Below are 11,778 nucleotides of genomic sequence, written 5' to 3'. Positions count from 1 at the left end.
CTCCCCCTCTCCCTAAGAAACGCATCAAACGTAACTCTACCTGGTAACGAAGGTTGTGCCCCTAATTTTGTCGCTGCTAAAGCACCGGCTGCGGCACCCCAAATAACGCTGTCACGCAAAGAATGTCCTTGAGAAAGCGCTGCGGCTAAACCACCGTTAAAAGCATCACCAGCAGCAACGGTGTCAACAGCTTCTACTGCAAACGCAGGTATAAAAAAGGTTTCTTCAGGAGTTGCACAAAAAACACCTTTAGCGCCTAGTTTAACGATCGCATTTTTCACGCCTTTTTGCAATAACACTGCTGCTGCTGAAGCTGCCGATTCCTCCCCATCCACCGGAAAACCCACTAATTGCCCTGCCTCAACTTCATTTGGTGTCAGAATATCTACCAAGGGGTAAAGTTCATCTGGTACATCGTTTTGTGCGGGTGCAGGATCGAGAATTACTTTTACTTGTGCATATAGTGCTGCTTTTGCCGCAGCTACAACAGCAGACATGGGAATTTCAAGTTGTAAAAGTAGCACTTTTGCTGTTGGTAATAAGGGCGATAATCGTTCTACATCTTCGTGATTTACGCGTCCATTTGCACCAGGAATCACGATGATTTGATTTTCACCTTTGACATCGACGTTGATAACTGCAACACCGGAACTGACAGTTTTATCTATAAATATATTATTAGTTTGTACGCCAGAAGCTTGTAAATTGCTAAGAAGTTCTGTCCCAAAATTATCTGCACCAACACGTCCTACCATTTGTGTAGGAATTCCCAATCTAGCTGATGCTACGGCTTGATTTGCACCTTTACCCCCAGGGGAAAGAAAAAAATCGTTTCCTAACAGTGTTTCGCCGGCAATTGGCAAGCGAGGTACTGTTGCTACCAAGTCTATGTTGATGCTGCCGAAGACGATAATTGTCATAATATCAGGGAGGGGCGCACAATTTTATTATTCGGTATTTCAGCTTAGGTATTGACGCAGGATCTTTTGAGCTTGCTGTAATAGTTCTGGTTCTAGTTCCCCCAATCTTTGAATTAAGCGAACTTTATCAAAGGTCATGGGTTCGACGCACACCAACAAGCTATCGACAGATAAACCATTTTGCCGTGATGAGGATACTACCACCACTGCTGCTTGTATCCGAGGGTCATTAGGTCGTGCTGAGGTGAAGGGCAAAACTGTAACTTTACTACGTTGGGCATTAAACACAGTCCCAGAAATCACTAACGCTGGACGGGTTTTGCGAATTTCAGTGCCTATAGATGGGTCAAAAGTTACAATCCAGATGCTTCCCAGTCCGTAATCGCTGCGTTCTGCCATTCGCTACCCCAACCTAATTCTAGTTCATCTACCAAGGCACAAGCTACTGCTAACGCTGCATCTTCTTGTTGTTGCTGCCATTGCTGCAAGAGAGATTCAATCAGCGCACTGCGGTTTTCAACTTTTTGGTCGATGTAAGTTAGTAGTTCATCTGGCAGCGAAATAGAGATTTTAGCCATATCCTACTCAAAGTCATACTGTAAGTAGTATAAGCCGTTTGGGGTGCGATCTATCGCTTAATTAAACTTGGCGTCTTGATTGAGATTCTATCGTTGTCTTTTTCTTCATTCTCAACAGGATACTCGACGCACCTAACACCAGCAAACCTAATGTCGAAGATGATTCGGGAATAGGCTTAGTTTGACTAATTACTCTCACATTTGGATCGAGAGCATCACCTGTGGAATAAATATAATTAAAAGCACCTTTATCATTAAGAACACTTGCACGCAAAAACAATCCACTCCAGCGAGCTATAGTTTCTACTGCTACATTTTGCTCGATTGTTGGGTTATTAGGGTCTGGTATTACACCTAAAGGATTATTAGTATTTGTAATGCCAAAATGGTTTGCACCTAAAATGCTAATTAACGCCTTAGGAGCGTCTTTAATATTATCATAAGTTGCCTGCGCCCTAAAAGGAAGCGCTCTACCATCATCAGTTCCCTGCAACAAAGCAATGGGAATTCCGGAATTGTTAATGGGGATAAACTCATCATTTTCGTCGCGAAGATTTGCACCAAAAAATGCTCCTGCTACCAGTTCCTTTGGTCGGCTAAATGAGCCTTCACATAGAGTCGTAAGGCAAAGATTGGCAATAGCAGAAAGACCAACAGCACTTCCTAAAGAATGACCGAGTAAAGCGACTTTTTGTGTATTGACAATGCCCCTCACAGGTGAAGTAATATTTGAGTCTTCTGCAAGCATTTGTGCCAAAACAGCGGTGATTTGTGAGGTTTGAGGTGCAAGTGCTTTACCAAACTGTGGAACCAAACGTTCGCTATTAGGTACAACTACAATAAATCCGTAGCTAGCTACTATCCTGGCATAATTTGAGTAATTTGATTTATCTACAAGTCCACCTTGCAACAAAAGTGCTACAGGAAACGAGTATTTACCAGTTTTCAAGTTGTTTGGATTAGGAAAGTAAATATCAGCTAAGTTATTATTTGCAGAGATTGTTGTCGTGTAACTACCTACATCATTAAATAAAGGTGCATCATTGAATGTTGCCGCAGTTGCCGTTTTCTCTGTACCCCAAACAATCAATGCCACACATACAGAAACTACGGAAAATGCTTTTAGACTTACCACAATAATTATTTTTTAAACCTTAGTATATTGGCAAAATAAACTCCATAACGGTTTTTTCGCATCTACCATAAGTTGTATTATCTTAAAAATTTGTTTATTACAGTCAATTCCTTGATACCTTAATAGAAAACCTCATTCCTTAGTCTTATGGTGACGACAGCAGCAAGCAGTTCCCAACGAGTCATACTGCAAAACATCAGCTGGCAGACTTTTGAAAGCATCCTCGCAGAAATGGGAGAGCATCGTGCTACCCGACTGGCTTATGACCAAGGAATACTGGAAATTATGACACCTTTAATGCCCCATGAGCATAATAATAGACTACTCGAACACTTGGTTTTTGCTTTAGCTGAAGAACTGAACCTCAACCTGAAAAGTACTGGTTCAGTAACTTGTAAACGTCAAGATTTATTGCGGGGTGTGGAACCAGATTCTAGTTTTTACATCCAGAATGAACCCGTGATGAGACAAAAGCAAAATCTTGACTTGACACAAGATCCACCACCTGATTTAGTAATTGAGGTAGACTATACCAGTTCTTCTATTGATAGAATGCCAATTTATCAAGCTTTGGGTATACCGGAAGTTTGGCGTTATAACGAACCTGTAATGCAGATTTATCAACTGCGTGAGAATGTTTATGTTGGGTGTGATGTTTCACCAACTTTTGCAAATTTGCCTTTAACTACAGAAATTCCTCGATTTTTAGAAGAAAGTCTGAATATTGGGGAAATATCGATGATTCGCTCATTCCGTGGTTGGGTAAGACAGCAGATAGACAATTGACAAGCGATCGCTCTCTAGTAACATATTCTATAGTCCAACCATTTTGATTAGGTGTTCTATGTCCAGCGTGGAAGAAGACAAAATCCGTGAAGAGCGCATTACAATGGAGATAGTTGTCGATGCCCATGACAAAGAAGAACGAGCGATGGGTTGGTATTACTATCTCGACGATACTTTAAACATTCCCTTTAATGCCAAGTGGAAGAAGAAGACACGCAAATCAGCCACCGTGGAAGAAAAAACAGTCGAAGTTCTGGGAATGGCACCAGAAGATGAGTGCGAGCGTGATATGTTAGTAGAAGTGGTTGACGTCGGTGGTCAGGATGAAGACGTATTCTCAGCCAAGCTATCGGAAATAGAAGCCATTGATGCTGATAGCGAAACCAGTGAAGCGATCGCTGATTGGCACTATTGGCTAGCCAGAGGATACAAATTTTAAATTGGGCAATGGATATTGAATTCTCAAATTTCTCCTCCTTGTCCCCCCCTCTCCCTCCCCCCATCTCAAGAACTCTCCCTATTCCTCAGATAGATGCCGAATAATACGGCAGGGATTACCCGCTGCTATGACATTTTCTGGTATATCTTTTACAACCACACTACCAGCACCAATGGTAGTGTTATCACCTATTGTTACTCCCGGACAAATAATTGCACCACCACCAATCCAGACATTATTGCCGATTTTAATGGGGGCAGCAAGTTCTCTACCAGAAAGACGAATTTCCGGTTCTGTAGGGTGGTAAACTGTGTAAATTTGCACGTTAGGAGCGCATAAAACATTATCGCCAATGTGGACTGTATTACAGTCTAAAATTACACAGCCATAGTTCATATAAAAATTGTTGCCTATATAAATGTTACTGCCATAATCGCAGTGAAAAGGCGGCACAATTTGAATTTTCTCCCCCACTTGACCAAACAATTCTTCCAAAATTTGGCTTCGCTGTTCTGGCTGTTCTTCTGTGGTTGAGTTGTACATTCTTAATAGACGACATGCACGTTTATTTTCGCTAGCTAATTCGGGATCGTTGGCAAAATATAACTCACCTGCGAGCATTTTCTGTTTTTCGTTTTTTTCCATCACCAAAATTTATAATTTGTTTTTAACATAATTCAATTATTATAAACAAGATACCCGACTTCTTAGAAGTCGGGTATCTGGGTCTTGTAATTCTCAATTCATCCTATGAAAAAATATGTCGGATTCACTGAACAAGCTATAGTATATTTTCCTTGGTAAATAATACCTGAGGATACTTCAACTTACTCAACTAAATAGACATCTGGTAGAAAAGACGTAGAGACGTTGCATGTGCTACGTCTGTTGGAGTTCGGGCAACGCATAATTAATTTCTGGAGACGTCTATTGCATAGCCTAACCTAAACTGACTGTGCGATCGCACAGTCAGACGGATTATTAGCAGTAACACCACCGTGAAAAAGCAGCGATTTGCTCTTACCGCATGTTGCACCTTTAGAAAAACCACGCAACTTGCAAGTGGGGCTAAAATGCTGCGCTTTGATCGGGAGGACAGAGGTGCTTTTGCCCACAATTCGACTCAATTTGTACCTTTTTCCCCTGGAATTCGTGCCCCCTGCCTCTGATCAATCACAGAGTATATGCATTAGACATCTCCGAAAAACAATAGACATCTCCATAAATGAACTATACGTTGCCCGAAACCCTTGATTAGACGTAGCTAGCTTACGTCTCTACATCTTTTATGGAGATATCTAATAGACATCTCCATAAATTAATTATGCATTAACCAAAACCCTTGTAGAGACGCGAAATTTCGCGTCTCTACTTTTTCGGAGATATCTAATGTAGAGACTTCGGACCATCGCGTCTCTACAAGGGTTGTGAACAACGCATAGTTCTTTTCCGGAGATGTCTAATGGAAAATATTAGTATACTTTGTATTCCACTTCCAAAAGCCCAAAACTGAGCTATAATTCAATAGACATCGACCGCTATGCTTATTATGCGTTGCCAGAAACCCTTGTAGAGAAGCGATCGAACGAAGTCTCTACATTCTTTTCCACGACGTTTGTCTAATGAACACAGCCCCTCGTTGGTTTATTATTAGATGCTTCATCAGATGTTTACGAATACATCAGAAATCAAATAATGAATAATCGTCTTTGGCGGTTGCAATTTAAACTTGATAGAGAGTTGACTGGCAAACGGTTAAGCAATGATATTGATGATGTTAGTCAACAGAATATCACTAATTTGATTGAAGCGGTAGATGTTTACATTCAGCAACCAAAAATACAAGTGATTTTGCCGGAATTTTTACGCATTAGTCAATAGTCAATGACCAATAACCGACAGCTAAGGATTCATAGCTTCATCAAATATACCATAACGAGCCTTACCTTGGCGCTTGGCGCGGTACATAGCGATATCGGCATCTCGTAGCAGACTTTCTGGTTCATTATGCTTGCTACCACTCAAAGCTATACCAATGCTAACTGTGCAAATTATGTTATGTCCATCAAAATAAAGTGGCAATGCGAAAGACTCGTGAATGCGTTTGGCAATATTGGTGGCATCGCTAACGTCTTTAATTTCTTCTAAAAGAATAGCAAACTCATCACCGCCAAATCGAGCGACAGTATCGACACTACGCAAACATGATTCCAATCGTTGAGCGATCGCTACTAATAAATTATCTCCCATTTGGTGTCCAAAGCGATCGTTAATTGCTTTAAAGCCGTCTAAATCCAAAAACAAAACCGCAAAATAATAATCGTTGTGTCGCTTGCTCCGCTCAATTGCTTGTCTCAGTCTATCTGTAAATAAAATGCGATTTGGTAGTGCTGTTAGCCCATCATAAAATGCATTGCGGAGCAGTTGCGCTTCTTTGTGCTTGCGTTTAGTGATGTCTTGACAAACTAAAACTGCACCAGTTGTTTTCCCATTATCATCCCGGATGGGTGCAACACTATCTCCAACCGGTATTTGCCTACCATCTTTAGTAATCAGGATACAGTTTTCTGGTAAACTTAAAATTTTATTTGCTTTTATTGCTTGTTTGGCTAAATTTTCAATTGGCTCGTTTATCTCCTGATCAATCAAACTAAAAACTTCAGTTAAATCTTTACCAATTGCTTCATTTTGCTTCCATCCAGTTAGCTGTTCTGCTACAGTATTCATAATTTTGACACAACCATTTATATCTGTTACGACTACGGCACAGCCCATACTATTAATAACAGCAGTCAATTGCTGATGTTTTTCCTCTAATTTATTTTCAATTTCGTGCTTATAAAGAGCCATTTCTACCGCAATATGTAAGTCTCTTTCTGCAATTGGTTTGAGAATGTAACTAAACTGTTCAGTTAATTGCTGTTTATCTAATGTACGATCTGGCGAATATTCGGTCAAATATGACACAAGTAGATCGGAATTATTCTGAATGATGTCTGCCACTTGCACTCCATTGATTTTTTCTGACAAACAGATATCAATTAACACTAAATGTGGATGAGTTTCTGCTACCTTTGTTATTGCTTCCTCACTAGAATCAGTGATATCCGGAACAGTATATCTTAAGTTTTGTAATCTGTATCTAATATTTATGGCAAGGACTTTTTCGTCCTCAGCAACTAGGATTTTAGGACTGTCCGTGCTAAAATCAACTGTCTGCCAAGGCTCAGATGTTGTCGTCGATGTCAATGCAATCTGAAATAGAATAATCCTATAATATCAATCTCTAAACTAACTGTGTGATAGCTTAATAAAAAGCTGAATAATTATTACCATAATTTTTGTGACAACGCCAAATCTCAGTATTTGGTCAACTTAATTGAATGTTTGTACGCAGTTAATATCAAGTTATTTATGTATTCTATAAATGCCCTGAAATTACTAAAAGTAAAAGCCAGTTTTTCAGATACAAGTAACTAATTGATTTAAAAAAAACTAAATTTTGGGGATACTTACGTATGTAGAACAACTCAATAAAAGGTTAATAACATCACATGGAAGTCGAAAAGTTAAAAAAAACTGCAAGTATTTAGCAAAAATAAATTAAAAACACTTATAATATATAATAGCTTATTTTGTTATGATTTCTCAGATTTTGACGAAGCTATAATTTGAAGAGACAGTAAATAATACTGGTTTTGGGGCATCGGGCATTGGGCATTGGGTATTTTCTATGAGTCTTCAATTACCCATTGCCCATTCCCGAATCGCTTTAAAATGGGTTGGACTTACTTCTATTCAGTTCAATGGTAATTTTGCCACCAAAGTCAGGAATGGGTGGGGCAGGTTTGCTTAAACTGACTTGCACTCTCAAGACGCGATCGCATTCAATGAGAATAGAATCTGCGATGGTCGCTACTAAACGTTCTATTAAAGCAAACTTAGATGTCTTGATTAGATGTTGCACTTTGGCGATGATGCTGCGATAATCCACAGTGTCTTCAATCGCGTCACTTTTAGCCGCTGTGGAGATATCTAGCCATAATTTAACATCCACCTCAAACCATTGTCCTAACAATTGTTCCTCAGCCAGATAGCCAGTATAGCCATAGCAGCGAATTCCTGTTAAATGAATCGAGTCCATGAAATTTCAGTCTCAAAATGAATTTTGCATTCTGGATTTTAAATTGAATTTTCGCATACAAAATCTAAAATTAATATTGTTTTATACCGTTTTATGCGCTGCTAGCTCCCCAACGGGAGCAGAAGTTGTCGGGGATCTGAGTTACTAGGACGCAAAGAGGGAGATGAGGGAAGGCAAATGAGTTCCCCCTTCCCCTCAACCGCTAACTAACTATGTTGTACTCTTGGATGACTTTGACATCTAAAGTTGTGTTTTGCAGCGAACGGATGGCAGCGACGGTGGCTTTGGCGCCAGCGATGGTGGTGATGATGGGGATTTTGTAACTTAAGGCTGTGCGACGAATTAATCTAGCATCAGTTTGAGCTTCTTCCCCGGAAGGTGTGTTGATGATAAGTTGGATTTTCTGGTTTTTGATCGCGTCTACGACGTGAGGACGACCTTCATGAAGTTTCAAAACTAACTCAACGTTTAACTTATGATCTTGCAGGACTTTACGTGTACCTTGGGTAGCCATAACGGTAAAGCCTAATTCGATAAATTGTCTAACTACATCAACTGTAGGGGTTTTATCGCGATCGCTCATGGAAACAAATACGGTTCCTGTTAATGGTAAACGTTCGCCTGCGGCAATTTCCGCTTTCGCATAGGCGCGTCCAAAGTCGCTGTCAATTCCCATCACTTCACCAGTAGAACGCATTTCTGGTCCCAAAATCGTATCTGTACCAGGAAACTTATTAAACGGTAATACTGCTTCTTTCACCGCAATGTGTTTTGGTATAACTTCTTGAGTGAAACCTAATTCCTCTAAAGTTTTACCGGACATAACTAAGGATGCTAATTTAGCAAGTTGTACCCCAGTAGCTTTAGAAACAAATGGCACAGTGCGAGAAGCGCGGGGATTTGCCTCTAAAATGTAAACTTGCGGAGAATAGCTTTGAGCACCAATCACCGCAAATTGAATGTTCATCAGCCCAACTACTGATAAAGCCTGGGCTAACTGTACCGTCCAAGTGCGGATTTGCTCCAGAACCGCTGGTGGTAAGGAAATCGACGGTAAAGAACAAGCGGAGTCTCCTGAGTGAATCCCGGCTTGTTCGATGTGTTCCATGATGCCACCTATCACTACTCTTCCGGTATGGTCAGCGATCGCATCCACATCAACTTCAATGGCATTTTCTAAAAATTTATCAATCAAAATTGGATGTTCCGGTTCCACCAGCACCGCAAATGTCATGTAGCGTTCTAATTCTGCATCAGAATAGACGATTTCCATCGCTCGTCCCCCCAACACGTAGCTAGGACGCACGACTACCGGATAACCAATCCGTTTAGCGACAATCAGCGCATCTTCGTAACTGCGAGCCATACCATTTGCCGGTTGAGCTATATTTAACTCGTTGAGAATCTTCTCAAACCGCTCCCGGTTTTCTGCCATGTCGATAGAATCAGGGGAAGTACCCCAAATTTTGGTGGAAACAGGGGAGGAGGGGAGGAGGGGGGAAGTGGGGGAAGAAGTACTTCCAGATCCACTTAATTTGTTTAAATACTCCTGTAACGGTATCGCCAACTTCAATGGGGTTTGTCCACCAAACTGTATAATTACCCCAACCGGATTTTCGGCTTCGATAATGTTCAGGACATCTTCTTTGGTCAACGGCTCAAAGTAAAGGCGATCGCTTGTATCGTAATCTGTGGAAACTGTCTCCGGATTAGAGTTGACCATAATTGTCTCATAACCTGCCCCCTTTAAAGCATAGGCAGCGTGACAACAACAATAATCAAACTCAATTCCCTGTCCAATGCGGTTGGGACCACCACCCAAAATCATCACCTTGGGCTTGGTGGTTGGCATTATCTCGCATTCGTCTTCGTAGGTGGAATAATGGTAGGGAGTAAAGGCTTCAAACTCGGCGGCGCAGGTGTCTACTGTTTTGTAAACTGGAATCACGCCTAATTGTTTGCGATATGTCCGAACTTCATCTTCGCTCTTTTTGGTCGCAAAGGCAATCTGGCGATCGCTAAATCCCTCTCGCTTGACATCATACATCTGCGCTTTTGTCAACTGTTGCAATGGTGTGCGCTTGAGGAATTTCTCAGTTTCTAGCAGTTGCTGCATTTTATCCAAGAACCAAGGGTCAATCCCAGTTAATTCGTAGATTTCCTCAAGAGTTATTCCCGATAGCATTGCATGACGCACAGAGAAGATGCGATCGGGGTTGGGAGTCCGCAATTGAGCGCGAATTTGTTCACCACTGGGTAATTTTTCCTTAATGTCGCAACCCCAACCAGCACGACCGGTTTCAAGCGATCGCAGCGCTTTTTGAAAGGATTCGTTAAAGGTCCGTCCAATTGCCATTGCTTCCCCTACCGATTTCATTTGGGTAGTCAGCACAGGTTCGGAACCTGGGAACTTTTCAAAGGCGAAGCGGGGTATTTTTGTTACCACATAATCGATTGTCGGCTCAAAGGAGGCAGGTGTTTTCTTGGTGATATCATTTTTGATTTCATCCAAGGTGTAGCCTACCGCAAGCTTTGCTGCCATTTTAGCGATGGGAAAACCTGTAGCTTTAGAAGCCAAAGCCGAACTGCGGGAAACACGGGGGTTCATTTCAATAACAACTACATCCCCATTTAAGGGATTGACGGCAAACTGGATATTAGAACCACCAGTTTCTACCCCAATTTCGCGGATGATTTTGATTGCCATATCCCGCAGCCGTTGATATTCTTTATCAGTAAGGGTTTGCGCGGGAGCGACGGTAATTGAGTCACCGGTGTGGATACCCATTGGGTCAATGTTTTCGATTGAGCAGATAATCACCACGTTATCTGCCAAATCACGCATGACTTCGAGTTCGTATTCTTTCCAGCCGAGTAAAGACTGATCGATGAGAATTTGGGACACGGGACTAGCATCGATACCCGTTTGTGCCATTACTTCAAATTCTTCTTGATTGTAAGCGATACCGCCACCGGTGCCACCCATAGTAAAGGCTGGACGGATAATTAAAGGATAGGAGCCAATTTTACGAGCGATCGCTTTTGATTCTTCTAAGGTTTCGGCTGTACCGCTAGGACATACTTTCACCCCGATTTTCTCCATCGCTTCGTTAAACAGCTTTCTGTCTTCGGCTTTTTCGATCGCCGGTAGTTTAGCGCCGATTAACTCGACATTATACTTTTCTAGGGCACCACTTTTCGCCAGAGCTACAGCGAGATTGAGAGCGGTTTGTCCTCCCATCGTTGGTAGTAGAGCGTCGGGACGTTCTTTAGCGATTACTTTTTCGACTAACTCTGGTGTTAGGGGTTCGATGTACGTGCGATCGGCTGTTTCCGGATCGGTCATGATTGTTGCTGGGTTAGAATTTACCAGCACCACTTCATAGCCTTCTTCTCGCAGCGCTTTACAAGCTTGGGTACCAGAGTAGTCAAACTCACAAGCTTGTCCAATCACGATAGGACCAGAGCCTAACAGTAGAATTTTCCTGAGGTCATTACGACGGGGCATAATTGTTGGTTCGCAGTATAAGAATAGAAATCCTGATTATTTTAAGGTTCTTTACCCATAACTCATGTTGTTTATTATCAAGTTCTCCAGGTTTGATGACATGGAGGGGGACAAGGGGGACAAGGGGGACAAGGGGGACAAGGGGGACAAGGAGGACAAGGGGGACAAGGAGGACAAGGAGGACAAGGGGAACTAGGGGGACTAGAATGAAAAACGCAAATTTCTACCTTCAACTCCATACCCCCAACCTCCAACCTCTAAACCCCAA

At 41.7% G+C, this 11,778-nt stretch carries 12 protein-coding genes; 3 read left to right on the top strand and 9 right to left on the bottom strand.

All coding sequences use genetic code 11. The annotated features are described in order from the left end of the window. From rbsK to OGM63_RS12235, 4 genes are all read right to left on the bottom strand, one after another. Positions 1-920: ribokinase (gene rbsK, locus OGM63_RS12250; RefSeq protein ID WP_263745852.1), on the bottom strand; the 920-nt coding region annotated here is incomplete at its 3' end. 39 nt (positions 921-959) lie between these two features. Then, positions 960-1,319, bottom strand: coding sequence for a type II toxin-antitoxin system PemK/MazF family toxin (locus OGM63_RS12245; protein ID WP_263745851.1), 360 nt, complete (start codon positions 1,317-1,319; stop codon positions 960-962). Further along, the gene (locus OGM63_RS12240) at positions 1,274-1,498 is read right to left on the bottom strand and encodes a DUF8778 family protein (RefSeq protein WP_263745850.1); all 225 of its coding nucleotides are present in this window, start codon (positions 1,496-1,498) and stop codon (positions 1,274-1,276) included. Before OGM63_RS12240 ends, OGM63_RS12245 begins: the two co-directional genes overlap by 46 nt. 61 nt (positions 1,499-1,559) lie before the next feature. After that, positions 1,560-2,633, bottom strand: a complete 1,074-nt coding sequence (locus OGM63_RS12235) for an alpha/beta hydrolase family protein (protein ID WP_263745849.1) — start codon at positions 2,631-2,633, stop codon at positions 1,560-1,562. 147 nt (positions 2,634-2,780) lie between these two features. Between OGM63_RS12235 and OGM63_RS12230 the strand changes: the two genes are divergently transcribed. Continuing rightward, a complete protein-coding gene (locus tag OGM63_RS12230; protein WP_263745848.1) occupies positions 2,781-3,419 on the top strand; it encodes a Uma2 family endonuclease in 639 nt (212 codons plus the stop codon). Positions 3,420-3,477: 58 nt separating this feature from the next. Next, complete coding sequence (locus tag OGM63_RS12225; RefSeq protein WP_263745847.1) at positions 3,478-3,858, top strand: calcium-binding protein; 381 nt, start codon at positions 3,478-3,480, stop codon at positions 3,856-3,858. Between the two features lie 78 nt (positions 3,859-3,936). On the opposite strand, the gene OGM63_RS12220 is transcribed toward OGM63_RS12225, so the two are convergent. After that, the gene (locus OGM63_RS12220) at positions 3,937-4,503 is read right to left on the bottom strand and encodes a sugar O-acetyltransferase (RefSeq protein ID WP_263745846.1); all 567 of its coding nucleotides are present in this window, start codon (positions 4,501-4,503) and stop codon (positions 3,937-3,939) included. Between the two features lie 299 nt (positions 4,504-4,802). Then, on the bottom strand, positions 4,803-4,985 hold the full coding sequence (locus OGM63_RS12215) for a hypothetical protein (RefSeq protein ID WP_263745845.1): 183 nt from the start codon (positions 4,983-4,985) through the stop codon (positions 4,803-4,805). Between the two features lie 568 nt (positions 4,986-5,553). Here OGM63_RS12215 and OGM63_RS12210 point away from each other — a divergent pair. Beyond that, positions 5,554-5,739, top strand: a complete 186-nt coding sequence (locus tag OGM63_RS12210) for a hypothetical protein (protein WP_263745844.1) — start codon at positions 5,554-5,556, stop codon at positions 5,737-5,739. Positions 5,740-5,760: 21 nt separating this feature from the next. On the opposite strand, the gene OGM63_RS12205 is transcribed toward OGM63_RS12210, so the two are convergent. The 3 genes from OGM63_RS12205 to carB all read right to left on the bottom strand — a co-directional run bounded on the left by OGM63_RS12205 (position 5,761) and on the right by carB (position 11,510). Continuing rightward, on the bottom strand, positions 5,761-7,107 hold the full coding sequence (locus tag OGM63_RS12205; RefSeq protein ID WP_263745843.1) for a diguanylate cyclase domain-containing protein: 1,347 nt from the start codon (positions 7,105-7,107) through the stop codon (positions 5,761-5,763). Positions 7,108-7,630: 523 nt separating this feature from the next. Continuing rightward, positions 7,631-8,002 (bottom strand): dihydroneopterin aldolase, encoded by a 372-nt coding sequence (gene folB, locus OGM63_RS12200; protein WP_263745842.1) that lies wholly within the window; start codon positions 8,000-8,002, stop codon positions 7,631-7,633. A gap of 202 nt (positions 8,003-8,204) precedes the next feature. Then, a complete protein-coding gene (gene carB, locus OGM63_RS12195) occupies positions 8,205-11,510 on the bottom strand; it encodes a carbamoyl-phosphate synthase large subunit (RefSeq protein ID WP_263745840.1) in 3,306 nt (1,101 codons plus the stop codon). Positions 11,511-11,778 lie beyond the last annotated feature (268 nt).

Origin of the sequence: Plectonema radiosum NIES-515 (assembly GCF_025753815.1) — a bacterium.
In the GTDB taxonomy this organism is placed as follows: Bacteria; Cyanobacteriota; Cyanobacteriia; order Cyanobacteriales; family Nostocaceae; genus Hassallia; species Hassallia radiosum_A.
Note: the sequence above shows the minus strand (reverse complement) of the source record. Positions and strands in the feature narration are given on the sequence as shown.

What these genes read in the sequence shown, in the direction of transcription:
- OGM63_RS12225 (WP_263745847.1), top strand. Translation starts at nt 3,478, where the DNA reads ATGTCCAGCGTGGAAGAAGACAAAATCCGTGAAGAGCGCATTACAATG.
- OGM63_RS12240 (WP_263745850.1), bottom strand. Translation starts at nt 1,498, where the DNA reads ATGGCTAAAATCTCTATTTCGCTGCCAGATGAACTACTAACTTACATC.
- OGM63_RS12245 (WP_263745851.1), bottom strand. Translation starts at nt 1,319, where the DNA reads ATGGCAGAACGCAGCGATTACGGACTGGGAAGCATCTGGATTGTAACT.
- OGM63_RS12210 (WP_263745844.1), top strand. Translation starts at nt 5,554, where the DNA reads ATGAATAATCGTCTTTGGCGGTTGCAATTTAAACTTGATAGAGAGTTG.
- carB (WP_263745840.1), bottom strand. Translation starts at nt 11,510, where the DNA reads ATGCCCCGTCGTAATGACCTCAGGAAAATTCTACTGTTAGGCTCTGGT.
- OGM63_RS12220 (WP_263745846.1), bottom strand. Translation starts at nt 4,503, where the DNA reads ATGGAAAAAAACGAAAAACAGAAAATGCTCGCAGGTGAGTTATATTTT.
- OGM63_RS12230 (WP_263745848.1), top strand. Translation starts at nt 2,781, where the DNA reads ATGGTGACGACAGCAGCAAGCAGTTCCCAACGAGTCATACTGCAAAAC.
- folB (WP_263745842.1), bottom strand. Translation starts at nt 8,002, where the DNA reads ATGGACTCGATTCATTTAACAGGAATTCGCTGCTATGGCTATACTGGC.